Origin of the sequence: Actinomadura gamaensis (assembly GCF_042652125.1) — a bacterium.
Classification (GTDB): Bacteria; Actinomycetota; Actinomycetes; order Streptosporangiales; family Streptosporangiaceae; genus Spirillospora; species Spirillospora gamaensis.
Genome location: NZ_JBHSIT010000007.1, coordinates 445,943 through 472,539, shown reverse-complemented (window position 1 = coordinate 472,539; position 26,597 = coordinate 445,943). Strand labels below are relative to the sequence as shown.

The following is a 26,597-nucleotide window of genomic DNA, read 5'->3' as shown; positions in this document are numbered from 1 at the left end:
GAAATGGCCATCTGGCTCACTGAGAACAGCAAGATCATCGTTCAGGGCATCACCGGCTCCGAGGGCTCCAAGCACGGCCGCCGGATGCTCGCCTCCGGCGCGAAGGTCGTCGGCGGCGTGAACGCCCGCAAGGCCGGCACGACGGTCGACTTCGACGGCACCGAGCTGCCCGTCTTCGGCACCGTCAAGGAGGCCATCGAGCGGACCGGCGCGGACGTGTCGGTCGTGTTCGTCCCGCCGAAGTTCACCAAGGACGCCGTGGTCGAGGCGATCGACGCCGAGATCCCGCTGTGCGTGGTCATCACCGAGGGCATCCCGGTGCACGACACCGCCTACTTCTGGGCGTACGCCGAGTCCAAGGGGAACAAGACCCGGATCATCGGGCCGAACTGCCCGGGCATCGCGTCCCCCGGCGCGTCCAACGCGGGCATCATCCCGGCCGACATCACGACCCCCGGCCGCATCGGCCTGGTGTCCAAGTCGGGCACGCTGACCTACCAGATGATGTACGAGCTGCGCGACTTCGGGTTCTCCACCTGCGTCGGCATCGGCGGTGACCCGATCATCGGCACCACGCACATCGACGCCCTCCAGGCGTTCCAGGACGACCCCGACACCGACGCGATCGTCATGATCGGCGAGATCGGCGGCGACGCCGAGGAGCGCGCGGCGGCCTTCATCGAGAAGAACGTCACCAAGCCGGTCGTCGGCTACGTGGCGGGCTTCACCGCCCCCGAGGGCAAGACGATGGGCCACGCCGGCGCGATCGTCTCCGGCTCGGCGGGCACCGCCCAGGCCAAGAAGGAGGCCCTGGAGAAGGTCGGCGTCCGGGTCGGCAAGACCCCGAGCGAGACCGCCCGCCTCATGGCGGAGATCATGCGGAACCTCTGATCCTTCCGATCAGGCCCACGAGGGACGCCCGAGCCGCCTGCGGCCCGGGCGTCTTTCGTTCCGCCGCCGGGCGTGCGCCGTTTTGGCTCCGGGTGCGCGCGCCGTGGGCTGAGGTTGTGTGTTCCGGGGATAGAACGTGAACAGTGCTCATGTTCTAATGGGGGCGCATCGCCCCCACCCCCCTGGAGCGGCCATGAGACTCCCGCGTGCCCCGCGCACGTCCCGCCCCCTCGCGGCACTGCTGATCGCGCTGGTCTGCGCCACCGTCCCCGCCTTCGCCGGGACCGCCGCGTCCGCGAGCCGGCCCGCCACCGCGCCGAGAACGGCCGCCGCGCCCGCGGCCGGGAACGTGCGCGGCTTCCTCGACGCGCACACCCACATCGAAGGCGCCGACGACATGGGCGGACGCATGATCTGCGGCGAGCCCTTCGACCCGGACGGCATCGAGGCGGCGCTGCGCGACTGCCCCGACCACTACCCGCACGGCGAGCTGGCGATCTTCGAGAACTTCCTCAAGAACGGCTCGCCGTTCGGCACCCACGACCCGGTGGGCTGGCCGACGTTCAAGGACTGGCCCGCCTACAACTCGCTCACCCACCAGCAGGTCTACTACACCTGGCTGGAGCGCGCCTGGCAGGGCGGGCTGCGGGTCATCGTCGACCAGTACGTCGCCAACCGGGTGCTCTGCGAGCTGTACCCGCTGAAGAAGAACCCCTGCGACGAGGACGCGACGATCGACCTCGAACACCGCAAGGCCGTCGCGATGCAGGACTACATCGACCAGCGGAGCGGCGGGCCCGGCAAGGGCTGGTTCCGGATCGTCCACACGCCGCAGGAGGCGCGCGCGGTCGCGGCGTCCGGGAGGCTGGCGGTGGTCGAGAGCATCGAGACGTCCGAGCCGTTCGGCTGCCGGGAGGTCCGGGACGTCCCGCAGTGCACCGAGGAGCAGATCGACCGGGGCCTGGACCACATGAAGGCCGAGGGCGTGACGAGCATGTTCGTCTGCCACAAGTTCGACAACGCGCTGTGCGGCGTCCGGATGGACGGCGGGACGGTCGGCGTCGCGGTCAACATCGGCAACTTCGTCGGGACGGGCCAGTTCTGGAACGTCGAGACCTGCACCGGGCCGGCCCACGACAACACGGTGACGCCGCAGGTCACGCTGCCCCTCGCCGTCCGGACCGCGCTCGGCCTGCCGAACCTGCCCGCGCCGTTCTACCCGGCCGCGCCGCACTGCAACACGCGCGGGCTGACGCCGCTCGGCGAGCACATGATCAAAGAGATGATCAAGCGGAAGATGATCGTCCAGATCGACCACATGAGCGCCAAGGCCGCCGACCAGACGCTCACGATCCTGGAGAAGGCGCACTACCCGGGCGTGATCTCCTCGCACAGCTGGGCCGACCCGAGCTACTTCGCCCGGATCTACCGGCTCGGCGGCATGGTCACCGAGTACGGCTCGCCCGCCGACCAGTTCGCGGGCGGCTGGCGCCAGGCGAAGCAGGCCTACCGGCAGGCGGGCGGGACGGGCCTGTTCGGCTTCGGCTACGGCCTGGACGCCAACGGGTTCGGCCCGCTGCCCGGCCCGCGCAAGGGCAGCGACGTCCAGTACCCGTTCAAGGCGCTCAGCGGCGTCACGCTCGACAAGCTCCGCACCGGCCGGCGCACCTGGGACCTCAACGTGGACGGCGTCGCCAACTACGGCCTCGTCCCTGACTGGATCGAGGACATGCGCAAGACCGTCGGCCCCGAACTGACCGACGACATGGCCAACGGCGCCGAGGCGTACCTGCGGATGTGGGAGCGCGTGGAGGCCTACACGCCGCCGCCGGGCGGCTGACGACCGTCCTCCGGACGTCCCGCGACGGCGGGGCGTCCGGAGACGCGTTCGCGCGAACGATGCACGACCGCCGTCCTGACTCGCGTCCTGCGAGCGGCGTCCTGACTCGCGCGTCCTGCGAGCGGCGTCCTGGCCCTCGCGTCGTGCGAACGTTCCAGGTCAGGACGGCTTGATCGCGTGGACGGGCGGCGCGCTCGGCTCCTCGCCCGGCAGGTTCGACGGCCCGACCGGCGGGTACCGGCCCGGCACCGGCTCCCGCGGCGGCCCCTGCTTCGGGACGCCGAGCCGGTTGGTGGCCCAGGACAGGAACTTCGGGAAGGCCGGGTTCCAGGCGGCGTAGGTGTGCCGGGCGTGCTGGATCAGGACGAGCGGCGCGTCCTGCCCGTGGCTCTGCAGGACGCCGTGGAAGAGCTTGGCGTCCGACACGTCCCCGCGGTCGGCGTCCCCCGCCATCAGCCAGAACGCGGGCAGCTTCATGCCGGGAGGCGTGTTGGTGACCCGCCACAGCGGGTCGTTCTCCAGCCGGGCGCGCGCGTCGCCGCCGAACGGGTCCCCGCCGCGCTCGGGCAGCGGCTGGAAGTACCCGCTCATGACCCCGGCCAGGCTGAACACGTTCGGGTGCCGCAGCGCCAGGTTCGCTGCGCAGAAGCCGCCCTCGGAGAACCCGGCGACGCCCCAGCGCTGCCCGGGCGGGTCGGTGCGGAAGGACGTCTCCACCGCCGCCGGGACGTCCAGGGCCAGGTAGGTGTCGTTCTTGTCCCCGTGCGGACGGTCCAGGCACTGCGATCCGCCCGCGCCCCGCGCGGTGCCGTTGATGTTCGGCATCACCAGGATCGCGGGCTTGGCCTGGTGCTTCTCGATCATCGACTTGTAGGTCGTGGTCACGTGCAGGCCGCGCTGCCAGTCGGCGGGCTCGCCGGGGGAGCCGTGCAGCAGCTCCAGGACGGGGAAGTGCGCCGTCGCGTACTGCGACTGGAAGTACTGGGGCGGCAGGTACACCAGGCCGCCGCGGTTGATGCCGCTCTTCGGCCCCGAGAACGAGGTGGACACGAGCAGGCCGTCCTTGGCCGGGGCGCCGCCGGTCTTGAGGTTCTTGCCCCCGCCCGGCGGGAGCGCCTGCACCCCGGGATGGTGGCCGGACAGGTCGTCCACCAGGTCGCCCCAGGTCTGGTAGTAGTCGTAGAAGCGGTTGACCAGCGCCATGCCGAACACCGACGAGACCGCGAAGGCCAGCACACCCGCGCCGATCCGCAGCACCAGCGGCGGCCCCTGCCGGGCCAGGACGTAGGCCAGGCCCCCGAAGACCACCACCATCAACAGCAGAACCGCCATGCTCTGCGGACCGAACACCGTATCCCTCCCCGTGGGACGGACGGCCCCTCCCCGGTAGACGAGGCCGTCCTCGACGCGCACAACGCGGCGGAACCGCGTGGTGATCCAGGGTTATCCGATCGTTGCGCGTGCTCGGTACATCCTGCCGCGCCCGCGGCGCGCTCGCGCCGCCCCCTCCGCCGCAAAGGCGACACGCCGGGCGTGGGAAGCCGTTGGACGAGGTGAGGGTGCCAGCATGGACGCCGTGAGCGAGACGGCACGGCAGCGGACGGCGGCGACCGGCACGGCGGCGGGAAGGGCCGGTGGCCGACCGGAGGGCCGGCCGGGCGGCCGGTCCGGGTCCTCCGGGCCGTCCGGGGCGTCCGGGGCCGATTCGGGGCCGCCGGTGCCGCCGAACCCCGCGATGCAGCGGCCGATCTGGGTGACCGGGCTGGTCGGCGCGGTCTGGTGCATCGGCATCGGCCTCGCCGTGCTCACCACGGTCACCCTCGTCGGCTGGATCGCCGCGCCCCGGACCGCCTTCGGCCACGGCCTGCCCGGCGTGTTCCGGACGGCGGTGAACTTCTGGCTCGTCTCCCACCACGCCGGCTTCTCGGTCGACCACGGACGCGTCGGCCTGCTGCCCCTCGGCGTCCTGCTGATCCCGGGCGCGCTCCTCTACCGCACCGGCGGCTGGATGATCAGGCGCGGCCGGCGTCCCGTCCAGCCCTCTTCGGCCGAGCCGGGGAATCCGGCCACGTCGGACCGTCCGGGCGTGGCGGGGCGGCGCGCTCTGGGCTTCGCGGGCGGGGCGGACGCGCGGCGGGCGGTCGTCGGGGCCGCGATCGCGCTGGCCGTCCCTTACGCGGCGCTCGCGGGCCTGCTCGCGCTCGCGGCGGCGTCGCCGGTCGCGAAGCCGTCGCCCTGGCAGGCCGTCGTGGCGTGCTTCGTCGTCGCCGCCGTCTCGGGGGCGATGGGCGCGGCGCGCACCGTCGTCGCGGCGCGCGGACGGCGCGTCCGGTCCGGGCTGGGCGCGCTGCTGCGGCTGCTGCCGCCGCGCCCGCGGTCGCTGGTGATCGGCGTCTCCGGGGCGGTGGCGGTGCTGCTCGCCACGGGCGCGGTGCTGGTCGGCGCGTCGCTGGCGCTGCACACGGGCGAGGTCGCGCGCCAGTACGACCTGCTCGCTCCCGGCCTCGTCGGCGGGGTGCTGCTCATCCTCGTCCAGCTGGCGTTCCTGCCGAACGCGGTGATCTGGGGCATGGCGTACGCGATCGGCCCCGGCTTCGCGGTCGGCGCCGGGACGCGCGTGTCGCCGACCGGCGTGATGCTGGACGTGGTGCCGGTGTTCCCGTCGCTCGCGGCGCTGCCGCAGCCGGGGCCGGCGCCCGTGCCGTCCCTGGTGGCGCTGGCCGCGCCGTTCCTGGCCGGGGCCGTCGGCGGGGTGCTGACCGTCCGGTCGATGCCGAGCACGGTGTCGGAGTCCGCGCCGCTGTGGGGGTTCGCGTCCGGCGCGCTGACCGGCGTCGTGACCGCCGTGCTGGCGGCGCTGTCCGGCGGGCCGCTCGGCGGCGCGCGGATGGCGACGGTCGGGCCGTCCGCGTGGCAGGTCGGCCTGCTCGCGGCGCTGGAGGTCGGGATCTCCGCCGCCATCGCCGCCTGGCTCGCGAACTGGCGCATCCTCCGGAGGGCCGCCGCTCCCGACGATCTCCCGCGCCACGAACCGGCCGAGGCCCGCGCCGAGAGCGCCGCCGAGCGCGAGGGGGACCGTCCGCGGCGACGCCGCGACCGCGCCGAGACCGAGACGACCCCGCCCGGACGGTCAACCTCGCCCGGACGACCCGCCGCGGCCGGAGCACCCGGCCGGTCCGCCGCGCCTGGGAGCTCCGCCGCGCCCGGCCGGTCCGCCGCGCCTGGCAGCTCTGCCGCGCCCGGAGGGCCTGCCGCGGGCCGGCCCGCGTCCGGAAGTCCTGCGCCGGGACGCGCCGCCGGCCGTCCCGCGTCCGAACAGCCCGCGTCCCCGGCTCCGGAGCCGCCCGCGTCGCCCTACGCGTCCGAGCCGCTGGAGTTCGAGGAGGCCGAGCCCGTCCTCGCCCCGCGCCGTCCGGCCAGGTCGAGGACCCGTTTCGAGGCCGAGCTCCCCGACCTCCTGGACGACCCGGTGCCGGACCCGCAGCCCGCGTCCCACCACCCCGCCCCCGCGCCGCCGGAGCCATCGCCTGACCCTGCGCCCGCGCCCCTGATCGAGGACGAGGCGGAGCAGGCCGAGGTGCCCCGGCCCCGCCCGGACGAGCCGGAGCGCACCGAGAACCGGGGCGGCGCGATCTACGTCCTGCGCGACGACCCGCGCGACCACGCCCGCGACAGCGCTCGCGACGACCCCCGCGACAGCGCCCGCGACAGCGCCCGCGGCGACGTCTAGAGCATGCCCTTCAGGGGGTCGAGGTCCGAGGTGCGGACGTGCAGCTTGCGCGCGATCTCCGGCAGCCACTTGTCCTCGCACGCCGACTTGTCGGTCTGCGTGTTGGCCGTGGACTTGCAGTTCTCCAGGCCGCTGACCTCGGGCCACAGGTAGACCGCGAAGCCGAGCATCACGACGCCGAGCACCACCGAGATCGCCCCGGTGACGATGCCGCCGGTCACACCGGGCGGCGACCCGGCCCGGTGCGCCGCGAGCCGCCGCGCCCTGGTGCCGACCACGACCGCCGCGATCCCCAGCGCGAGCCCGAGCGGCCAGAAGAACAGGGTGATCACGAGGGAGCCGACGCCGAGCCACAGCGCCCGCCGGGCCGCCTGCTCGGCGGCGCCGGGCGGCGTCGGACCGCCCGGCGGCGGGCCCTGCGGGTCCCGCGGGTCCTGCTGCTCCGGCGGACGCCACGGGTCCTCGGAGGCCGGCGGGCCGCTCGGTCCCGGCTGCTCGTTCACTTGCGTCCCCCTGCTGGCGTGTACGGATCGGTATGGCGCGCGCCCGCGTCCGCGCCGCGCGAGGCCCGTGGAGCCCCGCGGGCACCGCGAGGTCCGGCGTCCTCACCACGGCGTCGGTTCGGGTGCGCCGAGCAGGGCCGATAGGCTTTGCCTCGCCCGTACCGCCCGACGTCACCGCTGAGGAGTCATGGTGTCCGCCCGGCTCGTCGTCCTCGTCTCCGGCGCGGGGACCAACCTACAGGCGCTCCTCGACGCGTGCGCAGATCCAGCCTACGGGGCTTCCGTGGTGGCCGTGGGCGCGGACCGGGACGGCATCGCCGGCACCGTGCGCGCGCGGGAGGCCGGCCTCCCCACCTTCACCCTCAAGATCCCCGACTTCCCGGACCGCGCCGCCTGGGACGCCGCGCTCGCCGACGCGGTCTCCGCGTACGAGCCCGACCTCGTGGTCTCCGCCGGGTTCATGAAGATCCTCGGCCCCGCGTTCCTGGCCCGGTTCGGCGGCCGGACGGTCAACACGCATCCCGCGCTGCTGCCGTCCTTCCCCGGCGCGCACGCCGTCCGCGACGCCCTGGCCTACGGCGTCAAGCTGACGGGCTGTACCGTGCATTTCGTCGACGAAGGCGTGGACACCGGACCCGTCATCGCCCAGGAGGCCGTCCAGGTGCGCCGGCACGACGACGAGGACTCCCTGCACGAGCGCATCAAGCAGGTCGAGCGCCGCCTCCTGGTGGACGTCGTCGGCCGGCTCGCCCGTGACGGCTGGACCTCCGAGGGCAGGCGGGTCTCCATGAAGTGCAGAACCTGCAACACGTCCGCTGACGATGGAGGGGAGCTCGGCCGGTGAGTCGGGTGGGTATCAGGCGCGCGCTGATCAGCGTGTACGACAAGACGGGGCTGGAGGAGCTCGCCCGCGGGCTCCACGAGGCGGGGGTGGAGATCGTCTCGACCGGCTCCACGGCCGGCCGGATCGCCGCCGTCGGCGTCCCGGTCATGAAGGTGGAGAAGCTCACCGGGTTCCCCGAGTGCCTGGACGGGCGGGTCAAGACGCTGCACCCGAAGGTGCACGCGGGCCTGCTCGCCGACCGGCGCAAGGAGGACCACCTCCAGCAGCTCGACGACCTGCACGTCGAGCCGTTCGACCTGGCGGTGGTGAACCTCTACCCGTTCTCCGACACGGTGGCGTCGGGGGCGAAGCCGGACGAGTGCGTCGAGCAGATCGACATCGGCGGCCCGACCATGGTCCGCGCCGCCGCCAAGAACCACGCCAGCGTCGCGGTCGTCGTCTCGCCGGAGCGGTACGGCGAGGTGCTGGAGGCCGTGCGCGCGGGCGGGTTCACGCTGGAGGAGCGCCGCCGCCTGGCCGCCGCCGCGTTCGCCCACACCGCCGCCTACGACGTGGCCGTGGCGTCCTGGTTCGCCTCGTCCTACGCCCCGGACGCCGAGGCCGCCGAGACCGGCTGGCCCGACTTCGCGGGCGCGACGTGGGAGCGCAAGAACCCGCTGCGCTACGGCGAGAACCCGCACCAGCGCGCCGCGCTCTACACCGACCCGGGCGGCAGGGGCGGCCTCGCGAACGCCGAGCAGCTGTACGGCAAGGAGATGTCGTACAACAACTACGTCGACACCGACGCCGCGCACCGCGCCGCCTACGACTTCGGCGAGCCCTGCGTCGCGATCATCAAGCACGCCAACCCGTGCGGCATCGCGGTCGGCGCGGACATCGCGGAGGCGCACCGCAAGGCGCTGGAGTGCGACCCGACCTCCGCCTACGGCGGCGTGATCGCGGCGAACCGGCCCGTCGACGCCGCGATGGCCTGGCAGATCACCGAGAGCTTCGCCGAGGTGATCATCGCGCCGTCCTTCGACGAGGAGGCCGTGGCGGTCCTCACCGGGCGGTTCAAGAACGTCCGGCTGCTGGTCTGCCCGGACGGCCCGGCCAACCCGACCGAGTCGCGCCGGATCGACGGCGGCCTGCTGATCCAGACCGTCGACCGGCTGGACGCCGCCGGCGACGACCCGGCGAACTGGGAGCTGAAGACCGGCGCGCCCGCCGACGAGGCCACCCTGCGCGACCTCGCGTTCGCGTGGAAGGCGTGCCGTCCGGTCAAGTCCAACGCGATCCTGCTCGCCAAGGACGGCGCGACCGTCGGCGTCGGGATGGGCCAGGTCAACCGGGTCGACTCGGCGCGCCTCGCGGTGGCGCGCGCGGGCGAGGAGCGGGCGCGGGGCGCGGTCGCCGCGTCCGACGCGTTCTTCCCGTTCCCGGACGGCCTCCAGATCCTGCTGGACGCCGGGGTGACCGCGGTCGTCCAGCCGGGCGGCTCGATCCGCGACGAGCAGGCGATCGAGGCCGCCGAGAAGGCCGGGATCACCATGTACTTCACGGGCGTCCGGCACTTCTTCCACTGACCGGCGCGTCGCATGCCACGACCCCGGCGGCCGTCCGGCCGCCGGGGTCTCGGCGAAGTGGCAGGTTTTACTCTCCGCGTCGTTTAGCCTCGATGAAGGCCGCGTCGCATTGCCCGTTCCTGACCGTCGCGCGGCCCTCGCTTGGGAGATCCGCGCATGGAACACCTCGTCGGCTGGCTGCTTGGCTCCGTCCTCCAGGCCCCGGCCCTGCTCATGGAGTCCCGCCAGTTCGTCGGCGTCCTCGCCGCCGCGGCGGCGGCGATGCTCGCCGCCCAGCTCGGCTGGCACGGCACCGACCGCATCATCGCCTGGCGCGGCCGTCCCGACCAGGACTGACCCCTTGTCCGGAGGCTCAGCGGAGCCGCGCGCGCAGCGCCGCTCCGGCCTCCGGCCACTCGGTGTCGAGCATCGAGTAGACGGCGGTGTCGCGGAGCGTGCCGTCCGGGCGGATCCGGTGCCGCCGGTGAAAGCCTTCGAAGGACGCGCCGAGCCGCTCGATCGCCGCGCGCGACCGGTCGTTCAGCCGGTCGGTGTGCCAGCCGACCCGCAGGGCGCCGAGGCCGTCGAACGCCCGCGCAAGGAGCATGAGCTTCGACTCGGTGTTGAAGCCGCCGCGCTGCCAGCGCGCGCCGAGCCAGGTGTGCCCGATGTACAGGTTCCGGTTGCGGGGATCGATCTCGTAGAAGGACGTGGTGCCCGCGACCTCGCCGGTCGCCACGTCGATCTGCGCCCAGGGCAGCCGCTGCCGGCGCTCGCAGGCGGCCAGCGCGTCCGCGACGATCGCCCGCATCTCGTCCAGATCGGCGGGGCGGCGGTGGCTGAGCCAGCGCCACACGGCCGGGTCCTTGCCCGCCTCGAACAGGCCCTCGGCGTGCTCCTCCGCCAGCGGCTCCAGCCGGACGTACCGCCCGGTCAGGACGGGACGATCGAACCATGCGTCGTTCATGGCCCCGACGCTAGGGCCGGGAGCAGACGCCCGGAACGGCCACTTCGCCGCAATTCCCGGGAACCACTCCGTGGAGCCCTCGCGCGACCCCGCCCGTCCGGAGGTCCCCGGGAAGGGAAACGCCCGCCGGCGAACCGCCCGGTAGCATGAGGGGGACGCGACTGGCGCAGACAAGGTGGATTCGACCACCGGGGAGCGGAGACGGTCCGGACACCGCGCGCCTGGGTGGACGGAGGTTCGCAGACCGGGGCCGCCCTGCGCGGACTCGGCGAGATCCGCGCGGAGGTACCGAATGAGCGCGAACATCCTGGACGGCAAGGCCACGGCGGCGGAGATCCGCGCCGACCTGACGGTGCGCGTCGCGGCGCTGAAGGAGCGCGGCGTGAGCGTCGGGCTCGGCACCGTCCTGGTCGGCGACGACCCGGGCAGCCACGCCTACGTGAACATGAAGCACCGGGACTGCGCCGAGGTCGGCATCGAGTCGATCCGGCGCGACCTGCCCGCCACCGCGACCCAGGGGGAGGTCGAGCAGGCTGTCCGGGAGCTGAACGAGGACCCGGCCTGCACCGGCTACATCGTCCAGCTCCCGCTGCCCAAGGGCCTGGACGAGTTCCGCGTGCTGGAGATGATCGACCCGGCCAAGGACGCCGACGGCCTCGCGCCGATCAGCCTCGGCCGGCTCACGCTCATGCAGCCGGGCTCGCTGCCCTGCACGCCCAAGGGCATCGTCGAGCTGCTGCGCCGCTTCGACGTGCCGATCGCGGGCGCGGAGGTCGTGGTCGTGGGCCGCGGCATCACCGTCGGCCGCTCGCTCGGCCTGCTGCTCACGCGCCGCACCGAGAACGCGACCGTGACGCTCTGCCACACCGGCACGCGCGACCTGGCCGCGCACACCCGCAACGCCGACATCATCGTGGCGGCGGCGGGCGTTCCCGGTCTGATCACCGCCGGCATGGTGAAGCCGGGCGCGGCCGTCCTGGACGTCGGCGTCTCCCGCGTGGACGGCAAGCTCGCCGGCGACGTCGCCGAGGACGTCCGCGAGGTCGCGGGCTGGGTCGCCCCGAACCCGGGCGGCGTCGGCCCGATGACCCGCGCGATGCTCCTGGCCAACGTCGTGGAACTGGCCGAGACGTCCGCCCGCTCCTGATCCGCCCGCTCCGATCCGCCCGCTCCTGATCTCCGGACGGTGAGTCCGCCTGTGCGGCGGTGATCCCGCCGGGGGTCTCACGACCCCCGGCGGGGGGAAGCACGGTCGCCCTGGTGCGCTGCCGGGCCCGGGGCGACCGCGTGATCACACCGCCTCGTCCTAGCTAGCCCTCCGGGCGGCGGCGGTATGGCGGCCGGGACCGCCGTTCAGAGGGTGGCCGTGGGTCGCGCCCTGGGGCGGGACCGGACGGCGGATCTCGCCGGTGGCACGGCCGTCCACGGGGGGCCGGCCCTGCTGCGGGACGTGCACCGGCGGCAGCGGCCGGACCAGTCCCATGGCGATGACCTCGTTGGCGAGCCGGGTGCGCCGGTTGGCGCCCTCGGGGATGCGGAACTTCTGGTAGAGGCGCAGCAGGTGCTGCTTGACGGCGGCCTCGGTGACCACCAGGTCGGCGGCGATCTCGCGGGCGGTGGCCGGAGCGACGAACGCCTCGTCCGACAGGGCGGGGCGGCACAGCGAGGTCAGCACGTCGACCTCGCGGCGGGTGAGCTCCGGAGCCACGGCGCGCCGCAGCTCGACGTCGGGATCGACCTCCTCGCGGGGGATGCCCCCCATCCGGCAGCGCGCCGTGCCGAAGCTCACGACGTCGCCGTCCTCCAGGACACGGCGCGCGATCGGGCGGCCGTTGACACGGGTCCCGTTGCGGGACAGCCCCATGTCGACGACGTACACGTACGGGCCGCGCCGAACGATCTCTGCGTGCAAACGGGACACACTCGGGTCGTCGAGGCGGATGTCGACTCCTCGCCCTCGGCCGACCGTCGTTACGTCGGGGCGCAGCGGCATCACCAGTCCGCTGTCCTCGATCCGCATGAACGGCCCCTCCACGGCAGTCCTCCCAGCTAGTTAGCGACCCCTGTCTGCCGGGTTACCCGTGCCGGTGATCGTCACACCCTCCTACCGGTGAGTAGGGCCGATGGCACAGGGGTTTCCGTGTTCTCCGGTTTTCGTCGTAAATAGGGTTCGTCGGGCGTTATCCGGAGGTCGTGGAACGGTCCAAGAACGCGTTCGACGGCGGCACCCACCCCGCCTCCGCGCCCTCGGACCCGCCGTTCCACGGCCGCAGGCCCGCCGTTCCACGGCCGCGTCCCCGCGGTCCGGCGTTCCCGCCTGCCCGGTTCCGCGCGCCCCGGCCACCGGCTCCCCGCCGGCGCGGCCGTCGTCACCCGGCCCGTTCGGCGCTACGGTGGAAGGCGGGAGCACGGATCACCTCGGCGTGCCGCACGCCGGCGCGCCGACCGGCGTGCCCGACGCGCGCCGGGATCGGAACGGACCGTCCGGACGAGGGGCACTTCGGCATGAGCACGCAACTGCACCGGCGACGGCGCACGCCGCGCGGCGGCGGGGTGGGGCCGAACTGGCTCGGCCAGCTCCCGTACCTGATCGTCCTCGCCGGGGTCGGCGGCGGCCTGGTGCTGTGCGCGCTGCACTACTTCCGCAAGGGCTCGGGCCTGCTCGCCGCCGCCGTCCTGCTGGGCGCGCTCGCGCGGCTGGTGCTGCCGCCGAGCCAGGTCGGCATGCTGGAGACCCGCAAGCGCTGGCTGGACGTCACGATCATGGCCGGGTTCGCGGTGGCCATCGCGGTCACCGCCCTGGTCGTCCCGCGCTGACCCTCCGGCAGCGGCGAACCACTCACCGTCACCGCTGATTTTTCCGGGGTTTTCCCAGGTCGGCGCATGTGCCGGGGGGCGGCCCGAGGCGTGCCCGCTGGTCTACACCATCCGTCGTCCGGAGGCGGGTTGAACACCGGATATCTTGATATCGAGCAAAGATGCCGCCATGAAGTGAGGGAGTGTCCGGGTGACAGACTCGACGATCATCTACACGCATACCGACGAGGCTCCGCTCCTGGCGACCTACTCGTTCCTGCCCGTCATCGAGGCCTACGCCTCGACCGCCGGGGTCGGGGTCGAGACCCGCGACATCTCCCTCGCGGGCAGGATCATCGCCGCCTTCCCGGAGTACCTCGAGGAGGGGCAGCGCATCGGTGACGCGCTCGCCGAGCTCGGCGAGCTGGCCGAGACCCCCGCGGCCAACATCATCAAGCTGCCGAACATCTCGGCGTCCATCCCGCAGCTCAAGGCCGCCGTCGCCGAGCTGCAGGAGCAGGGCTACGCGCTGCCCGACTACCCCGACGACCCGAAGACCGACGAGGAGCGCGACGTCCGCGCCCGCTACGACCGGGTCAAGGGCAGCGCCGTGAACCCGGTGCTCCGCCAGGGCAACTCCGACCGGCGCGCCCCCGCCGCCGTCAAGCAGTACGCCCGCACCCACCCGCACCGCATGGGCGCGTGGAGCGGCGACTCCAAGACCGACGTGGCGACGATGGGCGCCGACGACTTCCGCTCCACCGAGACCTCCGCGGTCGTCCCGGCGGACGGCGAGCTGCGCATCGAGCTGGTCGGCAAGGACGGCTCCACCACCGTGCTGCGCGAGGCCGTGCCGGTGCTCGCGGGCGAGGTGGTGGACGCGTCGGTCATGCGAGTATCGGCGCTGCGCGAGTTCCTCAACGCGCAGATCGCGCGCGCCAAGGCCGAGGGCGTGCTGTTCTCGGTCCACCTCAAGGCCACGATGATGAAGGTCTCCGACCCGATCATCTTCGGCCACGTCGTCAGGGCGTTCTTCCCTAAGACGTTCGAGACCTACGGCGAGACGCTGGCGAAGGCCGGGCTCTCCCCGAACGACGGCCTCGGCGCCATCCTGTCCGGGCTGGACGCGCTGCCCGAGGGCGCGGAGATCAGGGCGTCGTTCGAGGCCGAGCTCGCCGCCGGCCCCGAGCTGGCCATGGTCGACTCCGACCGCGGCATCACCAACCTGCACGTCCCGAGCGACGTCATCGTGGACGCCTCCATGCCCGCGATGATCCGCACCTCCGGCCACATGTGGGGCCCGGACGGCCAGGAGCACGACACCCTCGCCGTCATCCCCGACTCGTCCTACTCCGGCGTCTACCAGGCCGTCATCGACGACTGCAAGGCCAACGGCGCGTACGACCCGGCCACCATGGGCTCGGTGCCGAACGTCGGCCTGATGGCGCAGAAGGCCGAGGAGTACGGCAGCCACGACAAGACCTTCGAGATCCCCGCCGACGGCACCGTCCGCGTCGTGGACGAGCAGGGCGGCGTGGTCCTGGAGCAGCCGGTCGCCGCGGGCGACATCTTCCGGATGTGCCAGACCAAGGACCTCCCGATCCGCGACTGGGTCAAGCTGGCCGTCACCCGCGCCCGCCTGTCCGGCGACCCGGCCGTGTTCTGGCTGGACGCCGACCGCGCGCACGACGCCGTCCTGATCGAGAAGGTCGGCAAGTACCTCGCCGAGCACGACACCGAGGGCCTGACCATCGAGATCAAGTCCCCGGTCGAGGCCGCGAAGTACTCGCTGGAGCGGATCCGGCGCGGCGAGAACACGATCTCGGTCACCGGCAACGTGCTGCGCGACTACCTGACCGACCTGTTCCCGATCATGGAGCTGGGCACCAGCGCCAAGATGCTGTCGATCGTCCCGCTGATGGCGGGCGGCGGCCTGTTCGAGACGGGCGCGGGCGGCTCGGCGCCCAAGCACGTGCAGCAGCTGGTCAAGGAGAACTACCTGCGCTGGGACAGCCTGGGCGAGTTCTTCGCGCTGGCCGCCAGCTTCGAGCACCTGGCCCGCTCCACGGGCAACGCGCGGGCGCAGATCCTCGCCGACACGCTGGATCGTGCCACCGCCGAGTTCCTGAACGAGAACAAGTCCCCGACGCGCCGGCTCGGCGGCATCGACAACCGCGGCAGCCACTTCTACCTGGCCCTGTACTGGGCCCGGGAGCTGGCCAACCAGACCGAGGACGCCGAGCTCGCGACGGCGTTCGGCCCGCTCGCCAAGACGCTCGGCGAGCAGGAGCAGACCATCGTGGACGAGCTGCTCGCCGTCCAGGGCTCCCCGGTCGACCTCGGCGGCTACTACCGTCCGGACCCGGCGAAGGCCGCGGCCGTGATGCGTCCGTCCGCCACGTTCAACCGCGCCCTGGAGACCCTCGCCTGAGAGGTACGCCACGCACGCGGGCGGGAGCGAGATGGTTCGGTGTAGGAACGATCTCGTCCGGCCGCGAGAGGGCCGCCACCGGTTCGCCGGGGGCGGCCCTCGCCCTTGCCCGGCGGCATGTGTGAGCAGGCAGTCATGCCCGGACCGCCCCTGCCGGACGGCCCGGGGCGGCGCGAGGTATAGCCTGACAGGCGGATATCTCGACGGCGAGAGATCCAGTGGAAAGGCCGCCTGAGCCCCGTCAGCAGGAGATGAAGAAGGCTATGACGCGCACGCCAGTTTCCGTCACCGTCACCGGAGCCGCCGGCCAGATCGGCTACGCGCTGCTGTTCCGCATCGCGTCCGGGCAGCTGCTCGGCGCGGACGTACCCGTCAAGCTGCGGCTGCTGGAGATCCCGCAGGCCGTGAAGGCCGCCGAGGGCACCGCGATGGAGCTGGACGACTGCGCGTTCCCGCTGCTGTCCGGCATCGACATCTTCGACGACGCCACCAAGGCGTTCGAGGGCGCGAACGTCGCCCTGCTCGTCGGCGCCCGCCCGCGCACCAAGGGCATGGAGCGCGGCGACCTGCTGGAGGCGAACGGCGGCATCTTCGGCCCGCAGGGCAAGGCGATCAACGCGGGCGCCGCGGACGACATCAAGGTCCTGGTGGTCGGCAACCCGGCCAACACCAACGCGCTCATCGCGCAGCAGAGCGCCCCGGACGTGCCGGCCGAGCGGTTCACCGCGATGACCCGCCTCGACCACAACCGCGCGCTCGCGCAGCTGTCGAAGAAGGCCGGCGTCACGGTCTCCGACATCAAGAAGATGACCATCTGGGGCAACCACTCGGCGACCCAGTACCCGGACATCTTCCACGCCGAGATCGGCGGCAAGAGCGCGGCCGAGGTCGTCGGCGACCAGAACTGGCTGGAGAACGACTTCATCCCGACCGTCGCCAAGCGCGGCGCGGCGATCATCGAGGCGCGCGGCGCGTCCTCGGCCGCCTCCGCCGCCTCGGCCGCGATCGACCACGTCCACACCTGGGTCAACGGCACCGCCGAGGGCGACTGGACGTCCATGGCGGTCGTGTCGGACGGCTCGTACGGCGTGCCCGAGGGCCTGATCTCCTCCTTCCCCGTCACCACCGAGAACGGCGAGTGGAAGATCGTCCAGGGCCTGGAGATCGACGAGTTCTCGCGCGGCCGGATCGACGCGACCGTGAACGAGCTCGCCGAGGAGCGCGACGCCGTCCGCAAGCTGGGCCTCATCTGACGCTGAGCGCGCGAGGAGGACCCCGGGCCGAGGGCCCGGGGTTTTCTCGTTTCCGCGGAAAAACGGCTCCCGAAATTGTCGGCCGGGCGCGGCATGCTTGGCGCTAGGGTGCGGGGACGTGCCAAAACGGGCGAATCGGGAGGCTTTCCGGGTGGAGCAGGCGTTCCAGGTCGATCTGCGGGGCGTGGTCGACCTGCTGAGCAGGCACCTGTACTCGAGTCCACGCGTCTACCTGCGGGAACTGCTGCAGAACGCGGTCGACGCGAGCACCGCGCGCGCCGCGCTGGGCGGCGACGCCGCGGCGCCGGGCGGCAACGCGGCAGGTCGAGGCGCGGCGGGCGGTAACGCGCCGCGCGGTAACGCGGCGGGTGGCAACGCGGCTGCTGGTGGCGGCGCTGCGGGCGGCGGGCGGGTGCGGATCGAGACCGGCGGCGGGACGCTGCGCGTCCACGACGACGGCATCGGCCTCACCGAGGACGAGGTGCACACGCTGCTGGCCACGATCGGCCGCTCGTCCAAGCGCGACGAGCTCGGCTTCGCCCGGTCGGACTTCCTCGGCCAGTTCGGCATCGGGCTGCTGTCGGCGTTCCTCGTCGCCGACGAGATCGAGGTCGTGACCCGGTCGGCGCGCGCCGCCGGGAGCGGGGCGGCCCACGGCGCCGTGCGGTGGATCGGGTCCTCCTCCGGCCACTACCGCGTGGAGGACGCCGAGCGCGCCGAGCCGGGCACGACCGTGACGCTGCGTCCACGGCCCGGCGCGTCCGACCTGATGGCCCCCGCGACGGTCGCCGACCTGGCCCGCACCTACGGCGGCCTGCTGCCCATCGACCTCACCGTGGACGGCGTGAAGATCACCGGTGCCGGCCCGCCCTGGCGCGCCGCGTACCCGGATCCGGCCCGCCGCCGCCGCGCCCTGGACGCCTACTGCCGCGAGACGTTCGGGTTCGACCCGTTCGACGTGATCGACCTCGACGTCCCGGAGGCGGGGCTCGACGGCGTCGCGTTCGTCCTGCCGCAGGCCGTCCCGCCGACCTCGCGCGGAGCGCACCGCGTCTACCTGCGCCGCATGCTGCTCGCCGAGAACGTCGAGGGCCTGCTGCCCGAATGGGCGTTCTTCGTCCGCTGCGTCGTGGACGCGGCGGAGCTGCGCCCCACCGCGAGCCGCGAGGCCCTCTTCGAGGACGAGCTGCTCGACGCGACCCGGCACGCGCTCGGCGAGCGCGTCCGGCAGTGGCTGGTCCGGCTCGCCGAGACCGACCCGTCCCGGATGCGCGCGTTCCTGCGGCTGCACCAGCTCGGCGTGAAGGCGATGGCCCTGCACGACGACGACATGCTGCGCATCGTCGACCGCTGGCTGGAGTTCGAGACGTCCGCCGGGCCGATGACGCTCAGCGAGTTCCGCCGCCGCCACGCCGACGCCCGGTACGTCACCGGCGTGGACGAGTTCCGGCGGCTCGCCGCGGTGTCCGGGGCGCAGGGCGTCGGGCTGGTCAACGGCGGCTACGTGCACGACACCGAGATCATCGAGCGGCTGCCCGCGATCGACCCGGACGCCCGGCTGCGCCGCCTCGAACCGGCCGAGCTGACCACCACCTTCGGGGTCCTCGACCCGGACGCCGAGCTCCGGCTGCGGCCGTTCCTCGCCGCCGCGCAGCGCGCGGTCGAGCGGCTCGGCTGCGAGGTCGTGGTGCGCGACTTCGACCCCGCCTCGCTGCCCGCGCTGTACCTGACCAGCCGGTCCGCGCGGCACCGCGCGGAGCTGGAGGAGGCCCGCGAGATGGCCGACGACCTCTGGTCGGACGTCCTCGGCGCGCTCGGCGGCATGACCCCGGCCGACCGCCCGCAGCTCGTGCTGAACCACCGCAACCCGCTCACCCGGCGGATCGCCGCGCTGACCGACCCGGCGCTGGCCGAGACGGCGGTCCAGGCCCTGTACGGGCAGGCGCTGCTGCTCGGCCACCATCCGCTGCGCCCGGCCGACAGCGCCGTGCTGAACCGATCGTTCCTCGGCCTGCTCGACTGGGCCGTGCACACCCCCGCCCCGGAGGCCGACCAGTGACCGCCGACGTCTACGAGCTGATGACCCGCGCCGAGGAGCTGCCCTACGGCGAGGCCAAGACCGTCCTGGTCGAGGACGCGCTGCGCCGCGCCGAGGCGTCCGGTGACGCCGACCTGGCGTTCCGCGTCCGGATGAGCCTGACGACCGCCTACCAGTACGGCGGGGAGCCTGCCAAGGCGTTCACCACCTTCAGCCGCTGCCTGGCCGAGTTCGACCGCGACCCCGCCCGCGCCGACGACGAGCACCGGCTGCTGTGGCAGATGAAGTGGATCGTCAACTCGCTGACGCTGTTCCCGGACATCCCGCTCGACCGCACCCGCGCCGTCCTCGACGACATGGAGCGGCGCTACCGGCTCGGCGGGCACAGCCTCCAGGCCGTCTACCACTACCGGCACGCCGTGGCGCTGCACGTCGGCGACGTCGAGGCCGCCGACGAGCTGTTCGCCAAGTGGCGGGCCGCCGAGCGCGACGCCCTGTCGGACTGCGAGGGCTGCGACCCGTCCAGCATGGCCCACCACCTGGCCGAGCGCGGCCGGTACGAGGACGCGCTCGCCGTCGCCGCGCCCGTCCTGAACGCCGAGCTCAACTGCTCCGAGCAGCCCCAGGACATGCTCACCACGCTGCTGCCGGTCTACCTGCACACGGGCCGGTACGCCGAGGCGCGCGACGCGCACCGCCGCGCCTACCGGCTGGTCCGGCCGAACCTCGCCGACATGAGCAACGTCGCCGACCACGTATGGTTCTGCGCCGTGACGGGCAACGAGGCGCGCGGCGTGGAGATCCTGCAACGGCACCTCGGCTGGCTCGACCGCGCGCCGAGCCCGTTCGCGGCGATGCGGTTCGCGGCGTCCGGTGCGCTGCTGCTGCGCCGCCTCACCGGGATCGGCGCGGACGGCCTGACCCTGCACCGGCCGGCGTCCGGCGACCGTCCCGCCGGGGACGTCGCGGTCCCCGCCCTGCGGGACGAGCTGGAGCGGCTCGCGCTCGACATCGCCGCCCGCTTCGACGCCCGCAACGGGTCGTCTTACCAGGGCGACGAGATCCGCGCGCTGCTGGCGGCCGAGCCGCTGGTCGAACGCCTTCCGCTGACCGAGCCCGCCCGCGCCGCCGCCGCGGCGCCGCGTCCCGAACCGGTCGTCCCGCCGCCGGCCGCGTCCGACGTGCCCGACGTCACCGCCGTGGACGACCCCGACGAGCTGCTCGACCTCGCCGAGCGGCACTGGCGCGAGCAGGACACCCCGGCCGCGCTCGCCGCCTACGCCCGCTTCGACGAGGTCACCGGCACCGAGGCGGGCACGCCGCCCGCCGAGGGCGCGACCCCCGCCGACTGGCTGCGCGCCGCCCGCCGCCTGGACGGCCACGGCGTCGGCCTCACCGAGTCCGGCTCCCTGCCGGACGCCTACGACGTGTGGGAGCGGGCGAGGGCCTGGTTCGAGGAGGCGGACGAGCCCGCCCGCGCGCTGTCGGTGACCAGCCGTCTCGGCGCGGTCCTGGCGACGCTGGGCCGCCGCGACGAGGCGCGCGTCCTGCTGACCGAGGCCGTCGAGGGCCTCACGGCCCTAGGCGCCGAGCCCGACCGGATACGCGGCTGCCGGATGCGGCTCGCCCAGTTCCACCTGATGGGCGACGACCCGCAAGGAGCCCTCGACGCGCTGGCCGGGCTCGACGCGCTGGCCGGCCTCGACGGCCCGGACGGCGACGTCCACTTCCTGCGCGGGCAAGCCCACGGCATGCTCGGCCAGCACGCCGAGACCGAGGCCGCGCTACGCGCCGCCCGCGCGGCCTTCCGCGCGGACGGGCGGCGCGACCAGCTCGCGCAGGCGGCGATGATGTACGCGCAGATCGCGTCCCACGCGCCCGGGCACGACGCGTCGGAGCTGTCCGCCGCGCTGGACGAGGCCGTCGCGCACGCGCCCGCCGCCGCGGACACCCCGCTGCTGCGCCCGTTCGCGCACTGGGAGCGCGGCCGGTTCCTGCTCGCGGGCGAGCGCACGGGCGACGCGGTGCCCGACCTGGTGGAGGCCGTCGCCGCGTTCACCGCGCTCGGCAGGACCGCCGAGGCCGATCTCGCGCGCGTGGACCTGGCCGCCGGCTACCTGGGCGCGGGCCGTCCGCTGGAGGCCGCCGAGACGATCGAGGAGGCCCTGACCACGCTGCCGGACGACTCGGACGAGCTGCCGCGCGCCCACGTCGTCCTCGCGAACGCGCAACGCGACCTCGGCGAGGCCGCCGCGGCCGACACCTTCGCCGAGATCGCCGCCGCGCAGGACGAACCGGGCGCGGTGGGGCACTTCCTCCAGGAGTCCGCGAGCGTCCTCACCGACCACGACCGCGACGCGCAGGCGGCCGAGCGCTTCGTCGCCGCCGCCGAGGCGTTCGAGCGCGCCGGTGACCCGTACCGCGCCCTCGACTGCCGCAGGCGCGCCGCGCTGTGCCACCTGTGGGCCCAGCAGGTCGACCAGAGCCTGGAGGCGCTGGCCGCGACCCGCGCCGCCCTGTCCGCCCTGCCGGCCGGGAACCCCGCCGCGATCACCTGGCACACCGCGCGGGTGGACTACGACGAGGCCCGCATCCTGGCCCGCCTGGACCGCCTGCCCGAGGCGCTCGCCCGCGCGGACGCCGCGGTCGAGGGCTTCACCGCCCTGGACGAGACCGACGCCCGCGACACCGTCCTCGCCCTTCGCCGGGACATCGCCGCAGCCCTGAACCCCGACCCCGCCGACTCCTGATCCCACCGACTCCTGATCCCGCCGGGGACGCGCGCCCGGTTGCGCGCGTGTCCGGCGAGGAGACGCGGACCGTCGCCAATAAACTTCGGAGAGTGTTCTTCGGGGTGGCGATGCGGTGGTTGGTCGGAGCCGGAGCCTGCGTCGTCATGCTCACCACCAGCGGAATCCCCGCTTCGGCGAGCGGCGGTCAAGGCCCGGCTTCGGCGGGCGGGCCTGGTCCCGGCTCGGTGGACGCAGGCGGGCGGGCCGATCTCGGCGTGACGCTGGCGGCGTCGCCGCGTCCGGCGCGCGTCGGCGACCTGCTCGGATACACGATGACCGTGCGGAACGCCGGTCCCGGCGCCGGAACGCGGGCGGCCGTGCTCACCCTCCCGGACGCCGTGGACGTCGTCGGCGTCGTCGAACGCGGCTGCGCCGAGTCGGGCCGGACGATCCGCTGCACCTTCCCGGCGACCGCGCCGGGCGGCGCGCGCTCCGTCCACATCCTGGGGATCGTCCGGCCGCGGGCGTCCGGGGTCCTGCGCGCCACCGCCCGCCTGGACGGCCCGTCCGATCCGGTCGCCCGGAACGACGTCGCCGAGCTGGACACACCGGTCGCTCCCAGCACCGACCTAGCGATCAGGCTGGACGCGCCGCGCACGGCTCAGGCGGGAAGCCCCCTTCCGATCAAACTGACCGTCACTAACCGGGGCTCGCGCGAGGCCCGGCGGGTCGTGGTGAACGTCGGCGCGCACGGCGCCACGCTGGCCCGCGTGCGCGGCGCGAAGTGCGGCGGCGTCCGGCGTCACCGGACCGGCGAGTACGTCCGCTGCCCGCTCGGACGCCTCGCCTCGGGCCACTCCCGAACGTTCACCGTGTTCGTCCGGGTGGCCACGAACGCGCGGAGCCACAGCCTCGCCGCGTCCGCCGAACTCGAACTGGGCGACTACGACCCGTCCAACAACGTGGCCGTGGCGAAGTTCCACTCAGCCGAGTACCGCCACTCTTAGGCGATGCGGCGCGCTCCCTGCGAGGGAGCGGTCTCGGTGAGGAAGACCGGGGGAGTCCAGGAACGCGCCGCGTAGGCGGCGTCGATGGCGTCCCGGACGCGGTCGGCGCGCTCGGTGTGGGTGAGCACGATGACCGAGCCGCCGAAGCCGCCGCCGACCATGCGCCCGCCTCGCGCGCCCGCGCGGACGGCCTCGTCCACGGCGACGTTCGCCTCGGTCCAGGAGACCTCGTACTGGTCGCGCAGGGACATGTGGGACGCCAGCAGCAGCCCGCCGATCTCCGCGACCGCGCCCGCGCGCAGCAGCCCGACGGTCGCCTCGACGCGGTGGTTCTCGGTCACGATGTGCTGGACGCGCCGCCGCAGCACCGGATCGTCCAGCCGGGCCAGCGCGCCGGGCAGGTCCTTCACGTCGCGCAGCGCGGGGACGCCGAGGATCTCGGCGGCCTTCTCGCACTCGGCCCGCCGCTGCGCGTACTCGCCGCCGGTCAGCTCGTGCGAGGCGCGCGTGTCGATCACCATGAGGGTGAGCCCGGCGTCCTGCGGCGCGAACGGGACGTTCGAGGTCAGGCCCGTCCGGCAGTCGAGCAGCAGCGCGCTGCCCGCCGTCGAGAGCATCGAGGCCGACTGGTCCATGATCCCGCTGGGCACGCCGACGTGCTCGTTCTCGGCGCGCTGCGCGAGCCGCGCCAGCTCGGCGGCCGGGACCTCCACGCCGTGCAGGTCGCACAGCGCGATCGCCGTCGCGCACTCCAGCGCGGCGGATGACGACAGGCCCGCGCCCTGCGGCAGGTCCGAGTCGATCAGCAGCGTCGCCCCGCCTACGCCGCGCTCGCGCAGCACCCGCGCCATGCCGACCGGGTAGGCCGCCCACCCCTTCACGTCGCCCGGCGCGCCGGACAGCGGCGCGGTGACCGTGCCGTCCGCCTGGAGCGACCGCACCTCGACCAGCCCGTCGTCCCGCCGGGACGCGGCGACCGACACGCCGAGCGGCAGCGCGAACGGCAGCACCAGCCCGTCGTTGTAGTCGGTGTGCTCGCCGATCAGGTTGACCCGGCCGGGCGCGCGCCAGACGCCCTCGGGCGCGTGCCCGAAGGCTTCGGCGAAGGCCGCGGCGAGCGCGGCGTGGGCGGGCGAGGGGGTGGGCAAGGCGTACTCCTACTGAAACGTGTCCCGCTGGAACTCGTCCCCGCGGGGGCTGGCGAGGGGCCGGCAAGGGGCCGACGGGAACTAGCGAGGACTAGCAGGGGCTAGCGGCGGGCGAAGGCCCACGCGTCGGCCACCATCTGGTTGAGGTCCCGCTCGGGCTTCCAGCCGAGCGCCCCGTTGATCTTCTCGGACGAGGCGACCAGCACGGCCGGGTCGCCCGCGCGCCGGTCCCCGTACTCGGCCGGGATCGGGTGCCCGGTGACCGCGCGGCAGACCTCCACGACCTCGTTCACCGAGTAGCCGCTGCCGCTGCCGAGGTTGTAGATCCGGTGCGCGCCCGCCTCGGTGTCGTCCAGCGCGAGCAGGTGCGCGCGGGCGAGGTCGACGACGTGCACGTAGTCGCGGACGCAGGTGCCGTCCGGCGTCGGGTAGTCGGTGCCGAAGACGTTCACCGCGTCCTTCTCGCCGAGCGCCACCTTCAGCACGTTCGGGATCAGGTGCGTCTCGACGGTGTGCCGCTCGCCCTGCGCGCCGTACGCGCCCGCCACGTTGAAGTAGCGCAGCGACACCGCGCCGAACCCGTACAGCCGCGCGTACTCGGTGAGGATCGTGTCGATCGCGAGCTTGGTCGCCCCGTACGGATTGGTCGGACGCGTCGGGTCCGTCTCCAGGATCGGCGTGGACTCCGGCTCCCCGTAGGTCGCCGCCGTGGACGAGAAGACGATCCGCCCGACCCCGGCCCGCCGCATCGCGTCGAACAGCGCCAGCGACTCGCCGACGTTCCCGTCCCAGTACTTGGCCGGGTCCGCCACCGACTCGCCGACCAGCGACTTGGCCGCGAAGTGCAGCACGGCGTCGAAGCCCGCGCCGTCCAGCACCTCGGAGGCGGACCCGCGCAGCGTGCCCCGGACGAACCGCGCGCCCGCCGGGACGGCGTCGTCGTGCCCGGTGGACAGGTCGTCCAGCACGACGACCTCGTGCCCCGCCTCCACCAACCGCGCGGAGACGACGCTGCCGATGTACCCGGCGCCTCCCGTCACGAGCAGCTTCAAGGTCCGACCTTTCGTAGACGTCGAGTGCGGCGGGGGCCGACGCCCCCGGTCCGGCCAGGGTATCGGCCGGGCCGCATCTCCCGGCGCGTCCCGGCGACATCCCGCGCCGCGCCCCGGCGGCCCGGCGCGGCCGATGGGGGGTGCATAAGATATGCCCATGTCGCAAGCCACCTCGTCCGACGCCCCGCGCGTGCTGTCCGGGATCCAGCCGACCGCCGACTCCTTCCATCTCGGCAACTACCTCGGCGCGCTGCGCCAGTGGGTCGCGCTCCAGGACACGCACGACGCGTTCTACTGCGTGGTGGACCTGCACGCGATCACCGTGGAGCACGATCCGGCCGCGCTGCGCCGCCGCACCCGCGTCTCGGCCGCGCAGCTGCTCGCGATGGGCGTGGACCCGGAGCGGTCCACCCTGTTCGTGCAGAGCCACGTCCCCGAGCACGCCGAGCTGGCCTGGGTGCTGAGCTGCCTGACCGGGTTCGGCGAGGCGAGCCGGATGACGCAGTTCAAGGACAAGGCCGCCAAGCAGGGCTCGTCCGCGGCCAGCGTCGGGCTGTTCACCTACCCGATCCTCCAGGCCGCCGACATCCTGCTCTACTCGCCCGAGCCGGGGGAGGACGAGCGGCTGTTCCGCGTCCCGGTCGGCGAGGACCAGCGGCAGCACGTCGAGCTCACCCGCGACCTGGCGGGCCGGTTCAACCACCGGTTCGGCCCGACGTTCGTCGCGCCCGAGGCCTACATCCCGCAGGGCGCCGCGAAGATCACCGACCTGCAGGAGCCGGGCAGCAAGATGAGCAAGTCCGCCTCGTCCCCGCAGGGCATCGTGGACGTGCTGGAGGAGCCCGGCCCGATGCGCAAGAAGATCATGCGGGCGGTCACCGACACCGGCTCCGAAGTGCGCTTCGACGAGGAGAACAAGGCCGGCGTCAGCAACCTGCTCCGCATCCACGCCGCGCTCTCCGGCGCGACGGTCCCCGAGCTGGAGGCCCGCTACGAGGGCTCCGGCTACGGGCAGTTCAAGAAGGACCTCGCCGAGCTGCTCGCCGAGACCTTCACCCCGATCCGCGAGCGCACCCTGAAGCTGCTCGACGACGAGGACGCGCTGGACCGGATCCTCGCGCACGGCGCGACGCGGGCGGGCGAGGTCGCCCGCCGGACCATGGACACCGTGCGCGACCGGGTGGGATTCGTCGGGCGTGGGCGCTGAGCACCGCTCGCTCGCGTCCGACCCCGAGCACGCCTGCACGATCGGCGTCTCCATCCCGATCCCGGACCCGCACGGCGCGTACCTGCAGCGCATGCGCGAGTCGTTCGGCGATCCACTGGCCGGGGCGATCCCGACGCACATCACGCTGCTGCCGCCGACCGAGGTGGACAAGGCGGCGATGCCGGCGATCGAGGCGCACCTGACCGCGGTCGCGGCGCGGGGCGAGCGGTTCCGGATCAGGCTGCGCGGCACCGGGACGTTCCGCCCGGTGTCGCCGGTCGTGTTCGTCGCGCTCGCCGACGGGATCGGCGGCTGCGAGGCCGTCCAGTCCCGGGTGCTGACCGGGCCGCTCGCGCGCGAGCTGTCGTTCCCCTACCACCCGCACGTGACCGTCGCCCACCACCTGCCCGAGGACGTCCTCGACCGGGCGTTCAAGGTCCTGGCCGAGTACCGCGCCGACTTCGAGGTGACCGGCTTCTCGCTCTACGTCCACGGCGAGGACGGCATCTGGCGCCCGCACCACCACTTCGCCTTCCCGGCCCTCTGACCGACCGTTCCGCTTGGACGGCGTTCCGCTCGGACGGCGTTCCGCTCGGACGGCGTTCCGCTCGGAC

21 protein-coding genes and 1 riboswitch are annotated in these 26,597 nt (G+C 73.7%); of the genes, 15 read left to right on the top strand and 6 right to left on the bottom strand.

Annotated features, from left to right (window positions below):
• Positions 1 to 3: 3 nt before the first annotated feature.
• Positions 4 to 891 carry a succinate--CoA ligase subunit alpha gene (gene sucD, locus ACFPCY_RS25245; RefSeq protein WP_378259138.1) on the top strand — a complete coding sequence of 296 codons (888 nt, stop codon included), beginning with the start codon at positions 4 to 6 and terminating at the stop codon, positions 889 to 891.
• Positions 892 to 1,084: 193 nt separating this feature from the next.
• Positions 1,085 to 2,731, top strand: coding sequence for a Coagulation factor 5/8 type domain-containing protein (locus tag ACFPCY_RS25240; RefSeq protein WP_378259135.1), 1,647 nt, complete (start codon positions 1,085 to 1,087; stop codon positions 2,729 to 2,731).
• Positions 2,732 to 2,890: 159 nt separating this feature from the next.
• Here ACFPCY_RS25240 and ACFPCY_RS25235 read toward each other — a convergent pair whose 3' ends face one another.
• Entirely contained in the window at positions 2,891 to 4,063 is a 1,173-nt protein-coding gene (locus ACFPCY_RS25235; protein ID WP_378259133.1) for an alpha/beta hydrolase, read from the bottom strand.
• A gap of 244 nt (positions 4,064 to 4,307) precedes the next feature.
• Here ACFPCY_RS25235 and ACFPCY_RS25230 point away from each other — a divergent pair, with 244 nt between their 5' ends.
• Positions 4,308 to 6,461 carry a cell division protein PerM gene (locus ACFPCY_RS25230; protein ID WP_378259131.1) on the top strand — a complete coding sequence of 718 codons (2,154 nt, stop codon included), beginning with the start codon at positions 4,308 to 4,310 and terminating at the stop codon, positions 6,459 to 6,461.
• On the opposite strand, the gene ACFPCY_RS25225 is transcribed toward ACFPCY_RS25230, so the two are convergent.
• Positions 6,458 to 6,964, bottom strand: coding sequence for a hypothetical protein (locus tag ACFPCY_RS25225; RefSeq protein WP_378259129.1), 507 nt, complete (start codon positions 6,962 to 6,964; stop codon positions 6,458 to 6,460). The two genes, ACFPCY_RS25230 and ACFPCY_RS25225, sit on opposite strands and share 4 nt — an antisense overlap.
• A gap of 187 nt (positions 6,965 to 7,151) precedes the next feature.
• Between ACFPCY_RS25225 and purN the strand changes: the two genes are divergently transcribed.
• From purN to ACFPCY_RS25210, 3 genes are all read left to right on the top strand, one after another.
• A complete protein-coding gene (gene purN / locus ACFPCY_RS25220; protein ID WP_378259127.1) occupies positions 7,152 to 7,808 on the top strand; it encodes a phosphoribosylglycinamide formyltransferase in 657 nt (218 codons plus the stop codon).
• The gene (purH, locus tag ACFPCY_RS25215) at positions 7,805 to 9,373 is read left to right on the top strand and encodes a bifunctional phosphoribosylaminoimidazolecarboxamide formyltransferase/IMP cyclohydrolase (protein ID WP_378259125.1); all 1,569 of its coding nucleotides are present in this window, start codon (positions 7,805 to 7,807) and stop codon (positions 9,371 to 9,373) included. The genes purN and purH overlap by 4 nt, the downstream gene beginning before the upstream one ends.
• A gap of 156 nt (positions 9,374 to 9,529) precedes the next feature.
• A complete protein-coding gene (locus tag ACFPCY_RS25210; RefSeq protein ID WP_378259123.1) occupies positions 9,530 to 9,709 on the top strand; it encodes a hypothetical protein in 180 nt (59 codons plus the stop codon).
• Between the two features lie 16 nt (positions 9,710 to 9,725).
• On the opposite strand, the gene ACFPCY_RS25205 is transcribed toward ACFPCY_RS25210, so the two are convergent.
• A complete protein-coding gene (locus ACFPCY_RS25205; RefSeq protein ID WP_378259121.1) occupies positions 9,726 to 10,319 on the bottom strand; it encodes a GNAT family N-acetyltransferase in 594 nt (197 codons plus the stop codon).
• A gap of 147 nt (positions 10,320 to 10,466) precedes the next feature.
• A riboswitch (ZMP/ZTP riboswitch) is annotated at positions 10,467 to 10,553 on the top strand.
• Positions 10,554 to 10,611: 58 nt separating this feature from the next.
• Between ACFPCY_RS25205 and ACFPCY_RS25200 the strand changes: the two genes are divergently transcribed.
• Positions 10,612 to 11,466, top strand: coding sequence for a bifunctional methylenetetrahydrofolate dehydrogenase/methenyltetrahydrofolate cyclohydrolase (locus tag ACFPCY_RS25200; protein ID WP_378259119.1), 855 nt, complete (start codon positions 10,612 to 10,614; stop codon positions 11,464 to 11,466).
• 159 nt (positions 11,467 to 11,625) lie between these two features.
• Here the strand turns inward: ACFPCY_RS25200 and ACFPCY_RS25195 are convergent, their stop codons facing one another.
• Complete coding sequence (locus ACFPCY_RS25195; RefSeq protein WP_378259117.1) at positions 11,626 to 12,354, bottom strand: FHA domain-containing protein; 729 nt, start codon at positions 12,352 to 12,354, stop codon at positions 11,626 to 11,628.
• 470 nt (positions 12,355 to 12,824) lie between these two features.
• On the opposite strand from ACFPCY_RS25195, the gene ACFPCY_RS25190 reads away from it, so the two are divergent.
• The 6 genes from ACFPCY_RS25190 (at position 12,825) to ACFPCY_RS25165 (ending at position 22,576) form a co-directional block, all read left to right on the top strand.
• Complete coding sequence (locus ACFPCY_RS25190; protein WP_378259115.1) at positions 12,825 to 13,136, top strand: DUF3017 domain-containing protein; 312 nt, start codon at positions 12,825 to 12,827, stop codon at positions 13,134 to 13,136.
• 190 nt (positions 13,137 to 13,326) lie between these two features.
• Positions 13,327 to 15,546: an NADP-dependent isocitrate dehydrogenase gene (locus ACFPCY_RS25185; protein ID WP_378259113.1), complete on the top strand. Its 2,220-nt coding sequence runs from the start codon at positions 13,327 to 13,329 to the stop codon at positions 15,544 to 15,546.
• 263 nt (positions 15,547 to 15,809) lie between these two features.
• The gene (locus ACFPCY_RS25180; RefSeq protein WP_378259111.1) at positions 15,810 to 16,799 is read left to right on the top strand and encodes a malate dehydrogenase; all 990 of its coding nucleotides are present in this window, start codon (positions 15,810 to 15,812) and stop codon (positions 16,797 to 16,799) included.
• 151 nt (positions 16,800 to 16,950) lie between these two features.
• A complete protein-coding gene (locus ACFPCY_RS25175) occupies positions 16,951 to 18,858 on the top strand; it encodes an HSP90 family protein (protein WP_378259109.1) in 1,908 nt (635 codons plus the stop codon).
• Positions 18,855 to 21,587 (top strand): hypothetical protein, encoded by a 2,733-nt coding sequence (locus ACFPCY_RS25170; RefSeq protein WP_378259107.1) that lies wholly within the window; start codon positions 18,855 to 18,857, stop codon positions 21,585 to 21,587. Before ACFPCY_RS25175 ends, ACFPCY_RS25170 begins: the two co-directional genes overlap by 4 nt.
• A 146-nt stretch (positions 21,588 to 21,733) precedes the next feature.
• Complete coding sequence (locus ACFPCY_RS25165; protein WP_378259105.1) at positions 21,734 to 22,576, top strand: COG1361 family protein; 843 nt, start codon at positions 21,734 to 21,736, stop codon at positions 22,574 to 22,576.
• On the opposite strand, the gene galK is transcribed toward ACFPCY_RS25165, so the two are convergent.
• Together galK and galE are read right to left on the bottom strand one after the other, a co-directional pair.
• Positions 22,573 to 23,724: a galactokinase gene (galK, locus tag ACFPCY_RS25160; RefSeq protein ID WP_378259103.1), complete on the bottom strand. Its 1,152-nt coding sequence runs from the start codon at positions 23,722 to 23,724 to the stop codon at positions 22,573 to 22,575. The genes ACFPCY_RS25165 and galK overlap by 4 nt on opposite strands.
• Before the next feature lie 101 nt (positions 23,725 to 23,825).
• Positions 23,826 to 24,776 (bottom strand): UDP-glucose 4-epimerase GalE, encoded by a 951-nt coding sequence (galE, locus tag ACFPCY_RS25155; protein ID WP_378259101.1) that lies wholly within the window; start codon positions 24,774 to 24,776, stop codon positions 23,826 to 23,828.
• Between the two features lie 157 nt (positions 24,777 to 24,933).
• Here galE and trpS point away from each other — a divergent pair, with 157 nt between their 5' ends.
• Positions 24,934 to 25,983 (top strand): tryptophan--tRNA ligase, encoded by a 1,050-nt coding sequence (trpS, locus tag ACFPCY_RS25150; protein ID WP_378259099.1) that lies wholly within the window; start codon positions 24,934 to 24,936, stop codon positions 25,981 to 25,983.
• A complete protein-coding gene (locus tag ACFPCY_RS25145; RefSeq protein WP_378259097.1) occupies positions 25,973 to 26,530 on the top strand; it encodes a 2'-5' RNA ligase family protein in 558 nt (185 codons plus the stop codon). The genes trpS and ACFPCY_RS25145 overlap by 11 nt, the downstream gene beginning before the upstream one ends.
• Positions 26,531 to 26,597: the final 67 nt, after the last annotated feature.

Bases quoted from the DNA above. Each gene is read 5' to 3' on its own strand.
- sucD (WP_378259138.1), top strand. From the start codon at position 4: ATGGCCATCTGGCTCACTGAGAACAGCAAGATCATCGTTCAGGGCATC.
- ACFPCY_RS25240 (WP_378259135.1), top strand. From the start codon at position 1,085: ATGAGACTCCCGCGTGCCCCGCGCACGTCCCGCCCCCTCGCGGCACTG.
- ACFPCY_RS25235 (WP_378259133.1), bottom strand. From the start codon at position 4,063: ATGGCGGTTCTGCTGTTGATGGTGGTGGTCTTCGGGGGCCTGGCCTAC.
- purN (WP_378259127.1), top strand. From the start codon at position 7,152: ATGGTGTCCGCCCGGCTCGTCGTCCTCGTCTCCGGCGCGGGGACCAAC.
- ACFPCY_RS25210 (WP_378259123.1), top strand. From the start codon at position 9,530: ATGGAACACCTCGTCGGCTGGCTGCTTGGCTCCGTCCTCCAGGCCCCG.
- ACFPCY_RS25205 (WP_378259121.1), bottom strand. From the start codon at position 10,319: ATGAACGACGCATGGTTCGATCGTCCCGTCCTGACCGGGCGGTACGTC.
- ACFPCY_RS25200 (WP_378259119.1), top strand. From the start codon at position 10,612: ATGAGCGCGAACATCCTGGACGGCAAGGCCACGGCGGCGGAGATCCGC.
- ACFPCY_RS25190 (WP_378259115.1), top strand. From the start codon at position 12,825: ATGAGCACGCAACTGCACCGGCGACGGCGCACGCCGCGCGGCGGCGGG.
- ACFPCY_RS25180 (WP_378259111.1), top strand. From the start codon at position 15,810: ATGACGCGCACGCCAGTTTCCGTCACCGTCACCGGAGCCGCCGGCCAG.
- ACFPCY_RS25165 (WP_378259105.1), top strand. From the start codon at position 21,734: ATGCTCACCACCAGCGGAATCCCCGCTTCGGCGAGCGGCGGTCAAGGC.
- trpS (WP_378259099.1), top strand. From the start codon at position 24,934: ATGTCGCAAGCCACCTCGTCCGACGCCCCGCGCGTGCTGTCCGGGATC.